This window comes from Methylophilus glucosoxydans (genome assembly GCF_042676145.1).
Classification (GTDB): Bacteria; Pseudomonadota; Gammaproteobacteria; order Burkholderiales; family Methylophilaceae; genus Methylophilus; species Methylophilus glucosoxydans.
This window is the reverse complement of the sequence record NZ_JBHTJW010000002.1, coordinates 1,711,655-1,730,974: the sequence shown is the minus strand read 5'-3', so window position 1 is coordinate 1,730,974 and position 19,320 is coordinate 1,711,655. Positions and strand designations below refer to the sequence as shown.

Here is a 19,320-nt window from a genome sequence, read left to right as displayed (position 1 = left end):
TCTTATGTCCCGTATTCAATCGGTTTTTGCCTCGCTCAAGTCGCAAAACAAAAAAGCATTGATCCCCTATATCACAGCAGGTGACCCGCACCCCGATCAGACCGTGCCTTTAATGCATGCGATGGTTGCTGCTGGCGCAGACATGATCGAGCTTGGCGTCCCTTTTTCTGATCCGATGGCCGATGGCCCCGTCATTCAGCGTGCCAGTGAGCGCGCGTTGGTGCACAAAATGGGCTTGCGTAAAGTGCTGGGCATGGTGAAGACCTTCAGGGAAACCAATCAGCAGACGCCGATTATCCTGATGGGTTACGCTAACCCCATTGAAGCCATGGGCGCTGCAGAATTTGTTACATTGGCTCAAGCCTCAGGTGTCGATGGCGTGTTGACTGTGGATTATCCGCCTGAAGAGTGTGATACGTTCAATCAAACGCTCGCAACTGCAGAGATAGACAGCATTTTCCTGTTGTCTCCGACGACAGAGCCTTCACGTACCGAGCTGATTGTGAAACAGGCGACTGGATTTCTTTACTACGTTTCGCTGAAGGGCGTGACAGGGGCGGCCAACCTGGATATCACGGAAGTGAAAAAACGCGTGGCTGAAATTCGTCAGCAGACAAGTTTGCCCATAGGCGTAGGCTTTGGTGTGAAAGATGCGGCCACCGCGCGCGAAGTGGCCGCGATTGCCGATGCGGTGGTTGTCGGTAGCCGAATGGTGTTGGCGATTGAACAATCCGATGCGGCTAACTTGCAGTCAAATGTACAAGCCTTGGTAAAAGAATTACGTACTGCGATTGACTCTGTTTAAGCTGTGATGAACAGGTATTCAGAGATCGTCATCTATCAGTAGGAGAAGTTATGAGTTGGTTAGACAAGATTCCACAAAAGATTAAACGTGCGGTAGGCTCGGTACAGAAGCGTAACGTGCCCGAGGGCTTATGGCATAAATGTGATGCCTGCCAGACCGTGTTATACCGGACCGATCTGGACGCGAACTTGGAGGTTTGTCCGCAATGTGGGCATCATCATCGTCTGGGTGCGCGTGATCGTTTGAACGTCTTGCTGGATGAAGCGGGACGCGTTGAAATTGGTGCCGATGTCACGCCCGTGGACGCACTCAAGTTTAAGGATAGTAAAACCTACGCCGAGCGGATGAAGGCTGCCCAGCGTGATGTCAAAGAAAAAGATGCACTGATTGTGATGCGCGGAACGATTGAAGGCGTGCCTGTCGTTGCTGCCGTGTTTGAATTTAAATTCATGGGCGGCTCTATGGGCTCAGTCGTTGGTGAGCGTTTTGTGCGTGGGGTACAAGCAGCCATCGAGCAGAAATGTGCCTTTATCTGTATCTCTGCCAGTGGCGGTGCGCGCATGCAAGAGGGCTTGCTCTCATTAATGCAAATGGCCAAAACCAGTGCGGCATTGACCAAGTTGTCCGAAGCAGGCTTGCCTTACGTGTCGGTATTGACTGATCCGACCATGGGTGGGGTTTCTGCCAGTTTTGCCATGCTCGGGGATGTGATTATCGCCGAACCGAATGCCTTGATCGGCTTTGCAGGCCCGCGTGTGATCGAACAAACAGTACGTGAAACCTTACCAGAGGGCTTTCAGCGTGCAGAATTTTTGCTGACGCATGGTGCGATTGACATGATCGTCGACCGTCGTGAAATGCGTGGCAAATTAAGCCAGGTGTTATCCAGCTTGTTGAACATTGCCAAAGCTGCCTGATGTCCACTGTGATACCCGAGCATCCGCAAACGGTTGAGGATTGGCTCGGTTATATTGAGTCATTGCATCCCAAGTCTATTGAGATGGGCTTGGGCAGGGTGCAAGCCGTTGCGCAGCGATTACAGCTCACTTTCCCATTCACCGTCATTACGGTGGGTGGCACCAACGGCAAAGGCTCGACCTGTGCCATGCTGGAGCACATTTATACTGCGGCCGGTTATCAGGTCGGCTGCTATACTTCCCCACACCTTGTGCACTATCAGGAGCGCGTGCGCTTTAACGGGCAGGTCATTGCCGATGATCGCTTATGCCAGGCCTTTTCCGCCGTCGAGCAGGCGCGGGGCGATATCACACTCACCTATTTTGAAATGGGGACGCTGGCGGCCTTATGGGCGTTTGAACAACAGGCGTTGGATGTCGTGGTGCTGGAAGTCGGCTTGGGCGGACGCCTGGATGCCGTGAATATCGTCGATGCCGCCTGTGCCATTGTCACCAATGTAGACCTGGACCATATGGAGTATCTAGGGGATACGCGTGAATTGATTGGCCGCGAGAAGGCTGGCATCTACCGGGCTCAGCAAATTGCTATCTGCGGCGACGCCGAACCGCCGCTGTCCTTGCTTGCCTATGCAGAGCAATTGGGCGTTAAGCTATACCGCTACGGTAGTGACTACCAGATAGACATCCGCGAGTCACACGTCGCGCATTATGAAGATGCGTTCGGCGTGTTGGATATTGCCAGTTTGCGTTTGTATGGCCGCTACCAATGGAATAATGCCGCCAATGTAATTTTTGCCGTACGTGCATTGCAATCAAAGTTGCCAGTAACTTCTTCGGTCATGTTACAGGCGCTAATAGACACCGAAGTGACAGGACGTTTTCAGTATTGGCAACGCTCCCCCGACATTATTCTGGATGTCGCCCATAATCCACATGCTGCGCGTGCCTTGCGTGATAATCTCCAGCAGCTTAGTACCGGTGGTGGACGCGTCATCGCGGTGTTTTCCATGTTGTCTGACAAAGACATCGCCAGTGTTGTCGATATCCTGCATGATGTCTTTGACGAATGGCATATTGCCCAGATTGCGCATCCGCGCGCGGCAGATATTCACGAGTTAAACACATATCTGGCCCATCAGGTTGCGCCTGATCGGCTGCATACATATGCCGCGTTGCCTGATGCCTTGCGAAGCGCCTATAAGAAAGCAGCGAAAAATGATAAAATTATCGTATTCGGTTCCTTTTTTACCGTGGCCGCAATCCTTGAATTAACGCCTGATCAGTGGGGCTGCTAGAGAGCGTCCTGCACTTGAAATCTGCTGAGTGAGAACTTCAACACATTATGGCGAGAGATGCTTTGACTGAAAATGAGCTGTTGCTCAAGAAAACTGCCCGCAGGCGGTTAGTGGGTGCGGTCACCCTGGTAATTCTGATGCTAATTATCCTGCCGTTCGTGCTCAAGGATAGAGTCGTGGATACCAGCCAGGAAAATGTCGAAATCACTGTGGTAAACCGCCAGGCGACCCGGGAACCGATTTTAGAGCTGCCAGAAGATGAAGTTGTGCTTGATAATGAAGCCGCGCCTGCAGGCAATGAACCCCCTCCCACTCAAGTTGTAAAACCCGTCGCGACCGAGTCCGCAGGGTCTACCCCAGTTGCAGCAGAAACACCAAAGCCTGCGAAAGTCGAAGCGGCGCCTGTTGTGACTGCCGAGCCTGTCGTTGCCAAAGTTGAACCCAAAGTTGAACCCAAAGTTGAACCCAAAGTTGAACCCAAAGTTGAACCCAAAGTTGAACCCAAAGTTGAACCCAAAGTTGAACCCAAAGTTGAACCCAAAGTTGCGCCAGTGAAACCTGCGGTTAAAGAAGCCGCTGTAGAATCCGATAAAAAAGCAGGCAAGTTTTTTGTCCAGTTTGGGGTTTTTTCTGATCCAAAAAATCTTGAAAATCTTCAGGTCAAGCTGAAGCACGCAGGGTTTGAAACAGCCACTGAGAAAGTCGATGTGGCTGGACAGAAGCTGCGGCTGCGGACAAGGACTTATGCGACACGTAACGAAGCGGCAGCCACCCTCAAAAAATTGGAAGCGGCAGGTTTTAGCGGTATCGTCGCCAGTAAGTCATAAGTACTTATGACAGTATTTGATTATGTAGTATTAGGCATTCTTGGTTTTTCGATTTTGGTCGGTCTCATGCGTGGTGCCATTCATGAGCTGTTTTCTGTGCTTGGATGGGTATTGGCTTTTTATTTAGCCAACCGCTTCAATAGTCAGGTGATCGCTTATATGCCAGAACAGATTCCTGGTGAGGCGATCAAGGCCATGGCCGCATTTTTACTGGTATTTTTACTGGTATTGTTTGTTTGTACCTTGCTGGCGCTGTTGTTGACCACGTTGATTAAAGCGGTCGGATTAGGTGGTATGAACCGTATTTTGGGCGGTGCGGCTGGGGCGCTGAAGGGGCTGCTGATTGTCTGTATTCTGGTGATGTTGGCTGCCATGACGGAACTTCCAAAGGATCCGCGCTGGTCAAATGCCATGTTCAGCGCGCCAATTGAAGTGCTGGTCTTGAAATTGCTACCCTGGATGCCATCTAGTATTGCCAAGCATGTGCATTTGGACCAGCAACAGCTCGACGAGTCAGTGATTTAATTTGTAATCTCAAGTGTTTGATAGGATGTCACTATGTGTGGAATTATCGGTATTGTAGGCAAGAACCCGGTGAATCAGTTGTTGTATGACGGATTGCTGGTCTTACAGCACCGTGGTCAAGATGCCGCTGGCATCGTGACCTGTGATGGCAATACCTTCCATATGCATAAAAATAATGGCCTGGTGAAAGACGTCTTTCATACGCGCCACATGCGCAATCTGGTTGGTAATGTGGGTATCGCGCATGTCCGTTATCCAACTGCGGGTTCCTCCAGTGCGGCAGAAGCCCAGCCTTTTTATGTCAACTCACCATTTGGCATCGTGTTGGGCCACAACGGTAACCTGACTAACTCAGAGCAGTTGAAGTCAGAAATGTTCCGCCAAGATCTGCGTCATATCAATACCAATTCAGACTCTGAAGTGTTGTTGAATGTCTTGGCACACGAAATTGAAAGCACCTCAAAAAATGCCCTGTTAAACAGTGATATGGTGTTTGATGCAGTGGCAGGCGTGCACAGACGTTGTAAAGGTGCCTACGCTGTGGTCGCCATGATTGCTAATTTCGGGCTGCTGGCGTTCCGCGATCCGCATGGCATCCGTCCGCTGGTTATCGGCAAACAGGAAACAGAAAAAGGCACCGAGTATATTGTGGCTTCCGAGAGCGTGGCACTGGATGTACTGGGCTTTACGCTACTGCGTGATGTTGAGCCTGGTGAGGCCGTGTTTATTGATATGGATGGCAACCTGTGCAGCCGCCAATGTGCCGAAAATGCCAAGCTGACTTCCTGCATTTTTGAATATGTCTATCTGGCTCGCCCGGACTCTGTGATTGATGGCGTGTCTGTCTACCAGACCCGTCTGGACATGGGGACCTTGCTGGCAGAAAAAATTAAACGCGAATGGGCTGATAAGCAGATTGATGTCGTGATTCCGATTCCTGATACCAGCCGTCCAAGTGCGTTGCAACTAGGTATTGCCTTGGGTCTGGATTATCGCGAGGGCTTTATTAAAAACCGCTATATTGGCCGTACCTTCATCATGCCAGGTCAGGCCTTGCGCAAGAAATCCGTGCGCCAGAAGTTGAATCCAATCGGGATTGAATTCAAAGGCAAAAACGTCTTGCTGGTAGACGACTCAATTGTGCGTGGCACCACCTCACAGCAAATCGTGCAAATGGCGCGCGATGCCGGTGCGAACAAGGTTTACTTTGCCTCTGCTGCGCCACCGGTGCGTTATCCTAACGTGTATGGCATTGATATGCCCAGCCGTCATGAATTGCTGGCAACCAACCGTACCGATGAAGAGATTTGCGCTGAAATCGGTGCAGATGCCTTGATTTACCAGGATCTGGACGCCTTGCGTGAAAGCATTACCAAATCCAATCCGCACATGACTGAATTTGATTGCAGTTGCTTTGATGGCAAATACGTGACCGGCGACATTGACGCCGCTTATCTGAATCGTATTGAGTCTGCCCGCAGTGACATGAGTAAAAAACAGTTGCCGCCAAACTCAACCACCCAGCTGGATCTGAACTTGTTATCAACGGATTTGGTGGGCGTCGAGTAAGACTTGACAGCCTACTTTAAAAGGCGTTTAATGAAATTGCGCTGATTTGAGTGGCGAACTTTAAACGAAGCCAAACTCAGCTTGCGGGCGCATTATAAATACTGCTAAAGCGAGAGCCCAAAGACCCGTTTTAGCGCAATGCTGAAACGGGTTTTTTATTGCCGTCCGTTTGCGGACAGAAGTTTGAGGAAGTATGAACGATCAATACCATTTGGAAACGCTGGCGGTGCGCGCTGGCACCTTAACCACCGAGTTTGGCGAAAACTCAGAGGCGCTGTTTTTAAACTCAAGTTTTCGCTTTAAAAATGCAGCGCAAGCGGCAGCACGTTTTGGCGGCACCGAGCCAGGTAATATTTATTCACGCTTTACCAACCCGACCGTCACCATGTTCCAGGATAAACTGGCCGCGCTGGAAGGCGCCGAACAATGCGTGGCGACTGCCAGTGGCATGTCTGCCATTCTGGCTTGCATCATGGGGATGTGCAGTGCAGGCGATCATGTGGTGGCTTCACGCAGTATTTTTGGCACTAGCGTGCAGTTGTTCACCAACATCCTCAAGCGCTGGGGCTTGGAGGTGACGCTGGTTTCCTTAACGGATCTTGATGCCTGGCAAGCGGCCATCAAGCCGAATACCAAACTGTTTTTTGCTGAAACGCCATCTAACCCGCTAACCGAGATTGGGGATATTGCCAAACTGGCAGCGATTGCCCATGCCGCAGGTGCTTATCTGGCGGTAGACAATTGTTTTTGTACACCAGCCTTGCAGCAACCGCTTAAATTGGGTGCGGATATTGTGATTCATTCCGCCACCAAATATATCGATGGACAGGGTAGGGTGCTGGGCGGGGCGGTGTTGGGTAGTAAGGCCTTGATGGAGCCTGTGTATGGCTTCTTGCGTACAGCCGGGGTGACCATGAGTGCATTCAATGCCTGGGTGTTTGTGAAGGGGCTGGAAACATTGCAAGTGCGCATGGGGGCGCATGCGGCGCGTGCATCGGCTTTGGCGCAATGGCTGGAGCAACAGCCTGGCGTTGAACGTGTATTTTATCCTGGGTTAAGCTCGCACCCGCAATATGCTCTGGCGCAGCAGCAACAGCGACTGGGCGGCGGCATCGTCAGCTTTGAAGTGAAACCACGCGCCGGTCAAACCGGTCAGGAAGCCGCCTGGGCATTGATTGATGCCACACGCTTGATTTCGATTACTGCGAACCTGGGGGATGCCAAATCCACCATCACCCATCCAGCCACGACCACGCATAGCCGGGTGAGTGCTGAGGCGCGTGCTGAGGCGGGTCTCAAGGATAACCTGGTTAGAATCGCTGTTGGGCTTGAGCATGTTGAGGACTTGAAAGCCGATTTGCAATTGCTGACAACGTATTAATTTGTGTGCATGGTCCGTGAGTCGATTTGACTGCGAGTAGCATGGTCTGCAAAGGGAGCATTTAGGCTCCCTTTGCATTTTACATAGGTTATCCCTGCTCACGTTGAGGCACGTAAGGCCCGGGGTCTATCGGTGGTGATTTAGCAAGCGGAAGTGCGCTATTTATGCTAAAATCGCGTGATAACTTTTAACTATAAATTGGGTCAAGAATGAGTCAGTCTCCAGATCAATTTGCTAAAGAAACCCTGCCTATCAGTTTAGAAGACGAGATGCGCCGCAGCTATCTCGATTACGCCATGAGCGTGATTGTAGGACGGGCGCTCCCGGATGTTCGTGATGGTCTCAAGCCTGTGCACAGACGTGTATTGTACGCGATGCACGAGCTGTCTAACGATTACAACAAGCCCTACAAAAAATCTGCGCGTATCGTCGGCGATGTGATCGGTAAGTATCACCCGCATGGTGATACGGCTGTGTACGACACCATCGTCCGTATGGCGCAGGACTTTTCATTGCGCTACATGCTGGTAGACGGCCAGGGTAACTTCGGTTCGGTCGATGGCGACAATGCTGCCGCGATGCGGTATACCGAAATCCGTATGTCCAAGATCGCACATGAGCTATTGGCGGATATCGAGAAAGAAACCGTAGATTTTGGCCCTAACTACGACGGCAGTGAGCAAGAGCCGCTCATTATGCCGACCCGTATTCCTAATCTGCTGATTAACGGTAGCTCAGGCATTGCCGTGGGCATGGCAACCAATATCCCGCCTCACAACCTCAACGAAGTATTGAATGCGTGTTTTGCCCTGCTCAAGCAGCCAGAAATCAGTGTGGATGAGTTGATTGAATTGATCCCAGCCCCTGATTTCCCGACAGCCGGGATTATTTATGGCACGGCAGGCGTGAAAGAGGGCTACCGCACTGGCCGTGGCCGTGTGGTAATGCGTGGTCGCACCCATTTTGAAGACCTGGACAAAGGCGGTCGTCAGTCCATCATCATTGATGAGTTGCCATATCAGGTAAATAAAAAGACCCTGATTGAAAAAATTGCCGAGCTGGTCAACGAGAAGAAAATAGAAGGTATTTCTGACCTGCGCGACGAGTCCGACAAGTCCGGCATGCGCGTGGTGATTGAGCTCAAGCGTGGCGAAGTGCCAGAGGTGATTTTAAATAACCTCTACAAGCAGACACAACTGCAAGACACGTTCGGCATGAACATGGTGGCCCTGATGGATGGCCAGCCACGGTTGCTTAATCTCAAACAGATGTTGGAAGCGTTCCTGCGTCATCGCCGTGAAGTGGTGACACGCCGGACTGTGTTTGAGTTACGTAAAGCGCGTGACCGTGGGCATGTGCTGGAAGGCTTGGCAGTGGCGTTGGCCAACGTGGACGAGATGATTGCCATCATCAAGGCCGCGCCAACCCCACCTGAAGCGAAAAAAGAGTTGATGGCCCGCAGCTGGCATTCACCCGTGGTCGAGGAAATGCTCAAGCGCGCCGCCATGGAGGCCTCGCGTCCAGAAGGACTGTCGGTCGATTTTGGCCTGACACCGCAAGGTTACAAACTGTCAGATGTACAGGCGCAAGAAATTCTGCAAATGCGTTTGCAACGGTTGACTGGTCTGGAACAGGACAAGATTGTCAGCGAATACAAAGAAGTGATGGATATCATTGCTGACTTGCTGGATATTTTGGCCAAACCTGAACGTGTCACCGCCATTATTGTGGACGAGTTGAATGAAATCCAGAAGCAGTTTGGTGACAAGCGCCGTTCAGAGATCGAGCAGAATACGCAAGATTTATCGCTGGAAGATCTGATTACACCGCAGGATGTCGTGGTGACCTTATCACATACAGGCTATGTCAAATCGCAGCCGCTAGACGAATACCGTGCCCAAAAACGCGGTGGTCGTGGCAAGCAGGCGGCCGCCACCAAAGAAGATGACTTTATCGACAAGATGTTTGTCGCCAACACGCACGACTACATCCTGTGCTTCAGTAGCCGTGGTCGTGTGTACTGGTTAAAAGTGTATGAAGTACCGCAAGGTAGCCGTGTCAGCCGTGGCAAGCCGATTGTGAACCTGTTCCCGCTGGAGGAAGGCGAGAAGATCAATGCGATCCTGCCGGTGAAAGAGTTTGACGAAAATCACTTCGTCTTTATGGCGACCGCAATGGGGACCGTGAAGAAAACAGCGCTGACCGAGTTTGCAAATCCACGTAAGTCCGGCATTATTGCCATTAACCTGGATGATGGTGACTACCTGATTGGTGCTGAAGTAACCAACGGCCAGAACGATATTGTGTTGGTCTCCAATGGTGGTAAAGCGGTCTGGTTTACCGAAGATGATGTGCGTCCGATGGGACGCGCGACGCGCGGTGTACGCGGCATGAAGCTGGCTGCGAAACAACAGGTTCTGTCCTTGCTGATTGCCGAGAACGATCAGCAGTCTGTGTTGGTTGCCACTGAAAATGGTTACGGTAAACGTACAGTGTTGTCCGAGTTCCGTCATTCCGGTCGCGGTACCCAGGGTGTGAAAGCTATTGCCATCAGCGAGCGTAACGGTCTGGCCATTGCTGCCAAGCTGGTGACGGCTGAGGATGAAATCATGTTGATCACGACCGGTGGCGTGCTGATCCGCACCCGCGTCAAGGAAATCCGTGACATGGGCCGTGCCGCACAAGGCGTGACGCTGATTAATCTGGGCGAAGGTGAAAAACTGTCTGGCTTGGAAAAAATTGTCGAAACTGACGACGACACTGACACCGACATCGAAGAATGACCTTACTCAAGAATATTTAGGCACATGAAACAGATTTTTAATTTTTCTGCCGGGCCGGCAGTGTTACCAAAACCTGTGCTGGAACGTGCCCAGGCTGAAATGCTGGATTGGCATGGTTCAGGCATGAGCGTGATGGAAATGTCTCATCGCGGCAAGGAATTTACCAGTATTCTTGAGAAAGCCGAAGCCGACTTACGCCAGTTATTAGCGATTCCCGGCAATTACAAAGTATTGTTTTTACAGGGCGGGGCGATTGCAGAGAATGCCATCATTCCCATGAACCTGTTAAACGGCAAGTCTGCAGATTATGTGGTGACGGGTTCCTGGAGCAAGCGTAGTGTTCAAGACGCAAAAGCTTATGGCCAGATCAACATTGCCGCAACGGCAGAAGCAGATGGCTTCACTCATGTGCCCGCATTTTCCGACTGGAAGCTCAATAAAGAGGCGGCCTACGTTCATTACTGCACCAATGAAACCATCAATGGGGTGGAGTTTCTTGAAGTGCCTGAGACGCATGGTGTGCCGATTGTTGCCGACATGTCTTCGCATATCCTGTCACGCCCGATTGACGTTTCAAAATACGGTGTGATTTATGGCGGCGCACAGAAGAATATAGGCCCTGCCGGATTGTGCTTGGTCATTGTCCGTGAAGACTTGCTGGAACAAGCCTCCCCGCTCACGCCGGCAGTGTTTCATTGGAAAACGCAGGCAGATAACCAAAGTATGATCAATACGCCACCGACCTACAGCATTTATATTGCTGGTCTGGTGTTTGAGTGGTTACTGGCTCAGGGCGGCGTGGAAGCGATTGAGAAAGTCAACATTGCCAAAGCCAACCTGCTGTATGAGTATCTGGATCAAACCGAGTTTTACAGTAATCCAATTGCGCACGCCTATCGTTCGCGCATGAATATTCCCTTCCGTTTGCGTGACGAGGGCTTGAACGAAGCCTTCCTCAAAGCAGCGGATGCGCGAGGCTTATTGCAACTCAAAGGACATCGCTCAGTCGGCGGCATGCGTGCCAGCATCTACAACGCGATGCCGATTGAAGGCGTGCAGGCACTGGTCGCCTTCATGCAGGAATTTGAAAAAAATAATTCATAAAACACATTAAAATTAAGCTTTAAATGTCTGATTTATTGAAACAATTTAGAGATAAAATTGACGCAATTGATGCGCAGGTGCTTGCGCTCGTCAACGAGCGTGCCAAGTTGGCACGCGAAATCGGTCATTTAAAAGATGATGGTGTGATCTACCGACCCGAGCGCGAAGCACAGATTATCCGCCGCCTGCAGGCCGAAAATCAGGGCCCGTTAGCGCCTGAAGCTGTGAGCCATATTTTCCGCGCCGTCATGTCGAATTGTCGCGCACTGGAGAAAGAGCTGGCCATTGCTTTTCTTGGCCCGCTGGGGACTTATAGTGAAGAGGCTGCACTCAAGCAATTTGGCGAGGGTAGGCAGGCCGTGGTGTGCGGCAGTATTGATGAGGTCTTTCGCACAGTCGAAGCCGGGCAGGCAGATTATGGTGTTGTGCCGGTCGAAAACTCAACCGAAGGCGCGGTGGGCATTACGCTGGATTTACTATTAGGCAGTGCGTTGCAGGTAGTTGGTGAAATCACTTTACCTGTGCACCACTGTTTGCTGTCGGCGCAGCAGGATCTCAACCAGATCACGCATGTCTTTTCGCACGCGCAGTCGCTGTCGCAATGTCATGAATGGTTGAACAAGGTACTGCCCAATGCCCAGCGTGAAGCGGTGACCAGTAATGCACGCGCTGCGCAAATGATCCATGAATTGGTTGCCACACAAGGCACGTTTGCAGCGGCAATTGCCAGCAAGCGCGCGGCAGAACTGTTTGACTTGAATATCCTGGCCGAGAATATTGAGGATGATCCCAAAAACACCACGCGTTTTCTGGTGTTGGGCAATCATGCTGTCGCGCCATCCGGCCAGGATAAGACCTCGCTGGTGATGAGCGCACATAACCAGCCAGGTGCTGTCCTGCAATTGCTGGAGCCTTTATCGCGTCATGGCGTGAGCATGACTAAGCTCGAGTCACGTCCTTCACGCCAGAATCTCTGGAACTATGTATTCTTTGTGGATATTGAAGGTCACCAGCAACAGCCGGCAGTGCAGGCGGCCTTGCAAGAGCTGGCTACACGTGCCACTTTCCTTAAAGTGTTGGGTTCTTACCCAACAGCCATTATTTAACTACGTCTTCGATTATGTCTGACTTATCCAGCGATACTATTTTGTCTGCTTTGGCGCCTGCCAATATTCGTGCGATTGCGCCTTACCAAGGCGGTAAACCGATCAGTGAACTCGCTCGCGAGATGGGCCTTAACGAAGCCGATATTGTCAAATTGGCATCGAATGAAAACCCGCTGGGTATGAGCCCGAAGGCGCAAATGGCGGTAGAAGAGGCCATAGATGACATCGCGCGTTATCCTGATGGTAATAGCTTTGCTTTGCGCGATGCCGTAAGCCACAAGTATGGCGTCGCCCCCTCGCAAATTGTATTTGGCAATGGTTCGAATGATATTCTGGAATTAGCGGCGCGCGCATTTTTGTCTGCAGGCGATGAGGTGATTTATTCACAACATGCGTTTGCCGTGTATCCCCTGGTGACACAGGCCGTTGGTGCCACTGGTGTGGTGGTGCCCGCCATCGACTTTGGTCATGATTTGCCTGGTTTTTTAGGTGCGATGACGCCTAAAACCAAACTGATTTTCGTGGCAAACCCAAATAATCCAACGGGTACATTGATTCCTAAAGCAATATTAAATGATTTTCTACGCCAGGTGCCTAAAAATATTCTGGTGGTATTGGATGAAGCCTATGACGAGTATCTGTCAGCCACGGACAAATCTGAAGCGATTGGCTGGCTAAGCGAGTTTGAAAACCTGATCATTTCGCGTACTTTTTCCAAAGCCTATGGCTTGGCCGGATTACGCGTTGGCTTTGGTCTGATGCATGCCAGCCTGGCTGATTTGATGAATCGGGTACGGCAGCCATTCAATGTGAATAATCTGGCACAAATTGCAGCGACAGTGTCTTTGCAAGATGACGACTTTGTGGCGCGCAGCTATGCCGCCAATCAGGCCGGGATGGCGCAAATTACCCAAGGCCTGACGCAATTAGGCTTGAGTTACATCCCGTCATTCGGCAACTTTGTCAGCTTTAAAGTGACCAACGCGGGTGCGGTTAATCAGGCCTTGCTCAAGCATGGCGTGATTGTGCGGCCGGTGGCCAACTATGAAATGCCGGATTATCTGCGCGTCAGCATCGGCCTGTTTAGCGAGAATGCACGTTTTCTGGACGTGCTGGAAAAGATTTTAAAGTCATGACTGCATACGAAAAATTAGCCACCGACGACGTCAGGGTGCTGGAAGTTAAACCGCTCATCAAACCTGCAGAGCTGTTGTCACGCCTGCAGGAAAGCACGGTGAGCACACAAAATATCTTGCAGACGCGCACGGCCATTCACCAGATTCTGCATCAGGGCGATGACCGCTTGCTGGTCATCGTTGGGCCATGCTCTATTCATGATACCGAGGCGGGCATGGAGTACGCCAGGCGTCTGCTTGACGTTCGTCAGCGCCTGGGCAACGAGTTGCTCATTGTGATGCGGGTCTATTTTGAAAAGCCGCGTACAACAGTTGGCTGGAAGGGACTTATCAACGATCCGCATCTCGATGGTACTTACGACATTAATTTGGGCTTGGAAAAAGCTCGCCGATTTTTGCTCGATGTAAATGAAATCGGCATGCCAGCCGCCACCGAGTTTCTGGATGTGGTTTCCCCGCAATACACGGCAGACCTGGTCAGCTGGGGCGCCATTGGCGCCCGTACGACCGAGTCGCAAATCCACCGTGAGCTAGCCTCTGGCTTGTCCTGCCCGGTGGGCTTTAAAAATGGTACCGATGGGGGCGCCAAAGTCGCGATTGATGCGATCAAGGCCGCTGCCAGCCCGCATCATTTCCTGTCAGTCACAAAAGAAGGCGAGTCGGCGATTTTTGCAACCAAGGGCAATGAAGACTGCCACGTGATTCTGCGCGGTGGCAAAACCCCTAACTACGATGCAAACAGCATTGCGGCCGTGTGTGATCAATTGGCTGAAGCGGGGCTGGCACCTGTTTTGATGGTGGATTGCAGTCATGGCAATAGCCAAAAACTGTATAAAAACCAGATGGTCGTGGTCGATGATGTCGCGAAGCAAATTGCTGGCGGCGATGCCCGGATCATAGGCGTTATGCTGGAGTCGCATCTCAATGAAGGCCGTCAGGATCATACGCCTGGCTGCAGCCTGAATTATGGTCAATCGATCACGGATGCCTGTCTGGGTTGGGACGACTCGGTCTCTGTGCTGGAGACACTGGCCGCAGCCGTGAAAGTCCGGCGCGCTAAGCGCGCTGCTGAGGAATAAGCCTCTCTGAACATCCGCCGTGCTCGAGGGCACGGCTTTTTTACGCCCATTTGCGAGCAAAACCTGAGTGCTCATGATAATCATGAGGGGGGAATCATTGTGAGTAGCAGGCTCTGACTGCAACGCATGCGTATGATGCCAGTCTTACTGATGAACAAGTGGCAAGCTGTTGCTGCAAGTGCAAACACAGAATTGTTGTATGATGCAGCGGTACAACACGATTAAAAGATCCAATGGAATAACGAGCGATTATGCATATACATGTTTTAGGTGCCGGGGCAGGCGGGGGCTTTCCGCAGTGGAATTGTAATTGTCAGAACTGTGATGGTCTGCGTAAAGGCACGATCAAGGCCAAACGCCGTACGCAATCATCCATCTGTGTCTCCAGTAATGGCATCGACTGGGTGTTGTTCAATGCCTCCCCAGATGTATTGCAGCAGATCCAGGAGTTTCCACCGTTGCAACCTGGGCGCGCCATTCGTGACTCAGGCATCCAGGCGATCATTTTGATTGATGCGCAAATTGACCACACGACAGGCTTGTTCATGTTGCGTGAAGGCCAGGTCAAGCGTGAGATTTATTGTACACAGGCCGTCTATGGCGACTTGACCTCTGGCAACCAGATTCTGAATATTCTGGGCCATTATTGTGGCGTGAATCATCATGAAATCCCGATTGATGCCAGTGATATCAGCCATACGCACAGTTTTGAGATTCCCAACGTGCCCAATCTGCGGTTTACTGCCGTGGCCTTAAAGAGCGCAGCGCCACCATATTCGCCACACCGCAATGACCCGCATCCGGGCGATACCATAGGCGTATTGATTGAAGAAATCACCACGGGCAAAAAGTGCTGGTATTCCCCAGGGCTGGCAGAAATTGAGCCGCATTTACCACCACTGATGCACCAGGCGGATTGCATTATGGTCGATGGCACTTTTTGGACCAATACTGAAATGCTGGACATGGGCTTGATGACCAAGACTGCACGTAGCATCGGTCATAATCCCCAGTCTGGCCCAGGCGGCATGATAGAAGAGTTGGACAAGTTTGGTACGGATAAGGCAGTGCGCAAGGTACTGATTCATATCAACAATACCAACCCCATTTTAAGGGAAGATTCCGCCGAACGCGCCATTCTGTCCGATCACAAGATCGAGGTGGCGTATGACGGCATGGACATCATTCTATAGGAGAGCATTATGAACGCAGTCAGCCACGATAACTTGCCATGGTCCCGTGAGGAGTTTGAAGCCAAACTCCGTGAAAAAGGGCAGGGCTATCATATCTATCACCCGCTACATATGTTGATGTATGAGGGCAAGTTGAGCAGAGAGCAACTGCAATGCTGGGTTGCCAATCGCTATTACTACCAGATCATGATCCCGCAAAAAGATGCGGCTATCATGTCTAACTGCCCGGATAAAGAAGTGCGTAAAGGCTGGATTCACCGGATTACGGACCATGATGGCTATGAAGGGTCTGAGGGCGGCATCGAGGCTTGGGTCAAACTGGGGGAGGCCGTGGGCCTGACACGTGAACAGGTGACCTCACTCGAGCTGGTGTCACCTGGCGTCCGTTTTGCGGTAGATGCCTATGTGAACTTTGCCCGTCAGCGCCCTTGGCAAGAAAGTGTCTGCTCCAGCCTCACCGAATTGTTTGCACCACACATCCACCAGCAACGCATCAGTTCCTGGCCCACCATGTATCCGTGGGTAAAAGAAGAAGGCTTTATTTACTTTAAAAAGCGTTTGACCGAAGCCCGTCGTGACGTTGAGCAGGGCCTGGATATTACGCTGGATTATTTCAGTGTCAGCCGTGACATGCAGTTGCGTGCGCTGGACATTCTGCAATTCAAGCTGGATGTCTTGTGGGTGATTGCTGATGCCATCATGCTGGCCTCTACGCAGGTCAAGGTTGAAGACCGCGACTATACCCGTCAGCCCGTGATTAAATTCAGATAAGCGAAAGCATTGTGATGGAAAACAATATTCAACATTCAGATATTTATGCCATTGCCTTGCATCATCGCTTTCAATGGGAAGAGGCACAGCAGAGTTATGTCATTCTGTTTCCTGAAGGCATGGTCAAATTGCATGGCGGCGCAGGCGAAATTCTGAAGCGTGTGGATGGCAAGACCAGTGTCGGTGAGATCGTGGCTGATCTGAAGGCCACGTTCCCCGACGCGGAAGACATTGAATCCGATATCGTCGGCATGTTTGACCTGGCGTTGGGTAAAGCCTGGCTACGCAAAATCAATTAAGCAAAGGTAACAACATGGCACAAATGAATAACGGTGTAGCATCCAGCGTGACGCGCAAACAGCCATTATGGTTGCTGGCGGAAATCACCTATCGCTGTCCATTGCATTGCGCCTTCTGTTATAACCCGACCGATTATGACAAGCATACCAAAAACGAATTAAGCACCGAGGAGTGGATCAGAGCCTTGCGTGAAGCCAGAAAAATGGGCGCCATACAGCTGGGCATCTCCGGCGGGGAGCCTTTGTTACGCGATGATATTGAAGAAATTGTGGCAGAAGCGCACAAGCTGGGCTACTACAGTAACCTGATTACTTCTGGCGTTGGGCTGACCGAAAAACGTATTCAGGCCTTTAAAGAAGGCGGCCTGGATCATATTCAGTTATCCATGCACGATATCACTGAAGAAATCAACAACTTCATCACCAATACCAAAACCTTCGAACTCAAGAAAAAAGTCGCGGCCATGATCAAAGACCATGGCTATCCCATGGTGTTAAATGTGGTGATTCACCGCTACAACATTGGGCATGTCGACAAGATTCTTGAGATGGCCGAAGCGCTGGGGGCCGATTACGTCGAGCTGGCCAATACGCAATATTATGGTTGGAGCCTGGTTAACCGCAGTCAGCTGATGCCGACGCGCGAACAGCTGGCAGAGGCCGAGCGCATGACCAACGCTTTTCGTGAGCGGGTAGGCAACAAGATGAAAGTATTTTTTGTCGTGCCGGATTATTTTGCCGATAGACCTAAAAAATGCATGAACGGCTGGGGCGAGGTGTTTATGATCGTCACCGCCAATGGCGACGTATTGCCTTGCCACTCGGCGCGTGCGCTGCCCGGACTGACCTTCCCGAATGTGCGGGAACATGGGCTGGAGTGGGCCTGGAATGAATCGCCAGCCTTCAATAAATATCGTGGCATGGATTGGCTCAAGGAACCTTGCCGCAGTTGCGATGAAAAAGAAAAAGACCTCGGTGGCTGCCGCTGCCAGTCTTATTTGCTCAGTGGCGATGCTGAGGCTGCTGATCCGGTCTGCACCAAGTCACCGCATCGACATTTAATTGATGAAGCAATCAAGGATTCGGAAAACCCTTTGTTACGTGAGCAACCGATCATTTTCCGTAACGATAAAAATTCCAAGAAATATGTAGAAGGTGACAAAGAGCGTATTGAGCAGTTTCACGCATTGCCTTGATGCCTTGCTCGCCTGCATAATGTCAAAGGTGCCTGTTGGCACCTTTGCTTTTTAAAAGGGTATTTATTTTGCTTTCCCGTGCTTCTCTTTTGGTCCTGGTGCTGGCCATGCTCGCTGCTTTAGCCCCGTTTGCAATTGACACTTATCTGCCAGCCTTTCATGTGATGGCCGCTGAATTCGGCACAGATGAGCTGGCGATCCAGCAGAGTTTGACCTTATATCTGCTCCCTTATGCTGTGATGACGCTATGTCATGGCGCGATTTCAGATGCGATTGGACGCATTACCACGATCAAATGGGGCCTGGCGATTTTTATGCTGGCCAGCCTGGGTTGTGCATTTGCACCAAACGTGCAGACCTTATGGCTGTTCCGTGCGCTACAGGGCGTCAGTGGCGGGGCAGGTAACACCGTGGCACGCGCGATGGTGCGCGACCTGTTTGACGGGCCGCAAGCGCAAAGGGTGATGGCCACGGTACAATTGCTCTTTGGCATTGCACCTGCGGTGGCCCCCATTCTGGGTGGCCTATTGCTGGGCATCCACTGGCAAGCCATTTTTCTCTTTCTGGCATTATATGCGGCGGTTGCTCTCTGGATGGCGGTGCGTCATCTTCCCGAGACCGTCACCCCTGAAAAACGCATTGCTTTTTCCGTCGCTGGCATCGCCCACACCTATGGGCAAATGCTTAAGAACCGGCTGTTTCTATGTTTGATCACCTGCCTCGGTCTGAATTTTTCGGCGTTTTTTATTTATGTGCTGGCCAGCCCGGTGTTTCTGGTTAAACATCTGCATTTAAATAGCCAGCAATTTGGCTACCTGTTTATTCCTACGGTCACCGGAATGATGCTGGGCTCATGGATTTCTCGCTATACAGCGGGCAAGGTCGCTGCGGCCAGGCTGTTACGCTGGGCATTTGCCTGGATGGTCGCCATTGCAATATTGAATGTCTGCGTGCAAGTGGCGGCAAGTGACCAGCTGCATGAGGCCTGGTGGTTAGCCATTTTGCCTATTGCCTTATTCAATATCGGCATGGCGACGGCCATGCCGGTGCTATCCATTGCCGCGCTGGATTGTTATCCAAAATTACGGGGGACGGCTGCCTCGGCGCAGGCGTTTATGCAAATGCTCTGTTCGACGCTGAGTTCGGCATTGGTGGTGCCGTTGGTATGGCACTCGCCCTTGACGCTTGCCTCCGCCATGCTCGCAATGACAGTCGTGAGTGCCTTGTTGCTGTTTTTCGTGCGTAGATTAAAGGTCAGCGCTTAATGTAAGCTTCATCGTCACTTTTCTCTGCTTACTTTATCAGGGAGGGTGCGATACGCTGAAATATAGGGC

The 19,320-nt window shown here is 51.3% G+C and carries 17 protein-coding genes; all 17 read left to right on the top strand.

Annotation, left to right across the window (positions count from 1 at the left end):
- Positions 1-4: 4 nt before the first annotated feature.
- The 17 genes from trpA to ACFQ1T_RS10830 all read left to right on the top strand — a co-directional run bounded on the left by trpA (position 5) and on the right by ACFQ1T_RS10830 (position 19,251).
- Entirely contained in the window at positions 5-805 is an 801-nt protein-coding gene (gene trpA / locus ACFQ1T_RS10910; protein WP_379076510.1) for a tryptophan synthase subunit alpha, read from the top strand.
- A gap of 50 nt (positions 806-855) precedes the next feature.
- Positions 856-1,722 (top strand): acetyl-CoA carboxylase, carboxyltransferase subunit beta, encoded by an 867-nt coding sequence (gene accD, locus ACFQ1T_RS10905; RefSeq protein WP_194746835.1) that lies wholly within the window; start codon positions 856-858, stop codon positions 1,720-1,722.
- Positions 1,722-3,017, top strand: coding sequence for a bifunctional tetrahydrofolate synthase/dihydrofolate synthase (folC, locus tag ACFQ1T_RS10900; RefSeq protein ID WP_379076506.1), 1,296 nt, complete (start codon positions 1,722-1,724; stop codon positions 3,015-3,017). The genes accD and folC overlap by 1 nt, the downstream gene beginning before the upstream one ends.
- 47 nt (positions 3,018-3,064) lie before the next feature.
- Positions 3,065-3,844, top strand: a complete 780-nt coding sequence (locus ACFQ1T_RS10895; protein WP_379076503.1) for an SPOR domain-containing protein — start codon at positions 3,065-3,067, stop codon at positions 3,842-3,844.
- 6 nt (positions 3,845-3,850) lie between these two features.
- Complete coding sequence (locus tag ACFQ1T_RS10890) at positions 3,851-4,369, top strand: CvpA family protein (protein ID WP_338657551.1); 519 nt, start codon at positions 3,851-3,853, stop codon at positions 4,367-4,369.
- Between the two features lie 33 nt (positions 4,370-4,402).
- Positions 4,403-5,938: an amidophosphoribosyltransferase gene (gene purF, locus ACFQ1T_RS10885; protein ID WP_275355070.1), complete on the top strand. Its 1,536-nt coding sequence runs from the start codon at positions 4,403-4,405 to the stop codon at positions 5,936-5,938.
- 193 nt (positions 5,939-6,131) lie between these two features.
- The gene (locus ACFQ1T_RS10880; protein WP_379076498.1) at positions 6,132-7,319 is read left to right on the top strand and encodes an O-succinylhomoserine sulfhydrylase; all 1,188 of its coding nucleotides are present in this window, start codon (positions 6,132-6,134) and stop codon (positions 7,317-7,319) included.
- 209 nt (positions 7,320-7,528) lie between these two features.
- On the top strand, positions 7,529-10,102 hold the full coding sequence (gene gyrA / locus ACFQ1T_RS10875; RefSeq protein ID WP_194746829.1) for a DNA gyrase subunit A: 2,574 nt from the start codon (positions 7,529-7,531) through the stop codon (positions 10,100-10,102).
- A gap of 24 nt (positions 10,103-10,126) precedes the next feature.
- A complete protein-coding gene (gene serC, locus ACFQ1T_RS10870) occupies positions 10,127-11,206 on the top strand; it encodes a 3-phosphoserine/phosphohydroxythreonine transaminase (protein ID WP_379076495.1) in 1,080 nt (359 codons plus the stop codon).
- Between the two features lie 23 nt (positions 11,207-11,229).
- Positions 11,230-12,312, top strand: coding sequence for a prephenate dehydratase (pheA, locus tag ACFQ1T_RS10865; RefSeq protein ID WP_379076492.1), 1,083 nt, complete (start codon positions 11,230-11,232; stop codon positions 12,310-12,312).
- Positions 12,313-12,326: 14 nt separating this feature from the next.
- Positions 12,327-13,448, top strand: a complete 1,122-nt coding sequence (hisC, locus tag ACFQ1T_RS10860; protein WP_379076489.1) for a histidinol-phosphate transaminase — start codon at positions 12,327-12,329, stop codon at positions 13,446-13,448.
- A complete protein-coding gene (locus ACFQ1T_RS10855) occupies positions 13,445-14,527 on the top strand; it encodes a 3-deoxy-7-phosphoheptulonate synthase (RefSeq protein WP_313989058.1) in 1,083 nt (360 codons plus the stop codon). Before hisC ends, ACFQ1T_RS10855 begins: the two co-directional genes overlap by 4 nt.
- Before the next feature lie 251 nt (positions 14,528-14,778).
- Positions 14,779-15,720, top strand: a complete 942-nt coding sequence (pqqB, locus tag ACFQ1T_RS10850; protein ID WP_379076485.1) for a pyrroloquinoline quinone biosynthesis protein PqqB — start codon at positions 14,779-14,781, stop codon at positions 15,718-15,720.
- Between the two features lie 9 nt (positions 15,721-15,729).
- Positions 15,730-16,491, top strand: coding sequence for a pyrroloquinoline-quinone synthase PqqC (gene pqqC / locus ACFQ1T_RS10845; RefSeq protein ID WP_194746823.1), 762 nt, complete (start codon positions 15,730-15,732; stop codon positions 16,489-16,491).
- A gap of 14 nt (positions 16,492-16,505) precedes the next feature.
- On the top strand, positions 16,506-16,790 hold the full coding sequence (gene pqqD / locus ACFQ1T_RS10840; RefSeq protein WP_194746822.1) for a pyrroloquinoline quinone biosynthesis peptide chaperone PqqD: 285 nt from the start codon (positions 16,506-16,508) through the stop codon (positions 16,788-16,790).
- Positions 16,791-16,804: 14 nt separating this feature from the next.
- Positions 16,805-17,986, top strand: a complete 1,182-nt coding sequence (gene pqqE, locus ACFQ1T_RS10835) for a pyrroloquinoline quinone biosynthesis protein PqqE (RefSeq protein ID WP_194746821.1) — start codon at positions 16,805-16,807, stop codon at positions 17,984-17,986.
- A 65-nt stretch (positions 17,987-18,051) separates the two neighbouring features.
- Entirely contained in the window at positions 18,052-19,251 is a 1,200-nt protein-coding gene (locus tag ACFQ1T_RS10830; protein ID WP_379076933.1) for a multidrug effflux MFS transporter, read from the top strand.
- The last annotated feature ends 69 nt before the right edge of the window (positions 19,252-19,320 follow it).

Coding starts and splice junctions, on each gene's coding strand:
- ACFQ1T_RS10890 (WP_338657551.1), top strand. CDS start 3,851: ATGACAGTATTTGATTATGTAGTATTAGGCATTCTTGGTTTTTCGATT.
- pqqD (WP_194746822.1), top strand. CDS start 16,506: ATGGAAAACAATATTCAACATTCAGATATTTATGCCATTGCCTTGCAT.
- serC (WP_379076495.1), top strand. CDS start 10,127: ATGAAACAGATTTTTAATTTTTCTGCCGGGCCGGCAGTGTTACCAAAA.
- pqqE (WP_194746821.1), top strand. CDS start 16,805: ATGGCACAAATGAATAACGGTGTAGCATCCAGCGTGACGCGCAAACAG.
- purF (WP_275355070.1), top strand. CDS start 4,403: ATGTGTGGAATTATCGGTATTGTAGGCAAGAACCCGGTGAATCAGTTG.
- accD (WP_194746835.1), top strand. CDS start 856: ATGAGTTGGTTAGACAAGATTCCACAAAAGATTAAACGTGCGGTAGGC.
- gyrA (WP_194746829.1), top strand. CDS start 7,529: ATGAGTCAGTCTCCAGATCAATTTGCTAAAGAAACCCTGCCTATCAGT.
- hisC (WP_379076489.1), top strand. CDS start 12,327: ATGTCTGACTTATCCAGCGATACTATTTTGTCTGCTTTGGCGCCTGCC.
- folC (WP_379076506.1), top strand. CDS start 1,722: ATGTCCACTGTGATACCCGAGCATCCGCAAACGGTTGAGGATTGGCTC.
- trpA (WP_379076510.1), top strand. CDS start 5: ATGTCCCGTATTCAATCGGTTTTTGCCTCGCTCAAGTCGCAAAACAAA.
- ACFQ1T_RS10895 (WP_379076503.1), top strand. CDS start 3,065: ATGGCGAGAGATGCTTTGACTGAAAATGAGCTGTTGCTCAAGAAAACT.
- pheA (WP_379076492.1), top strand. CDS start 11,230: ATGTCTGATTTATTGAAACAATTTAGAGATAAAATTGACGCAATTGAT.
- ACFQ1T_RS10855 (WP_313989058.1), top strand. CDS start 13,445: ATGACTGCATACGAAAAATTAGCCACCGACGACGTCAGGGTGCTGGAA.
- ACFQ1T_RS10880 (WP_379076498.1), top strand. CDS start 6,132: ATGAACGATCAATACCATTTGGAAACGCTGGCGGTGCGCGCTGGCACC.
- pqqB (WP_379076485.1), top strand. CDS start 14,779: ATGCATATACATGTTTTAGGTGCCGGGGCAGGCGGGGGCTTTCCGCAG.
- pqqC (WP_194746823.1), top strand. CDS start 15,730: ATGAACGCAGTCAGCCACGATAACTTGCCATGGTCCCGTGAGGAGTTT.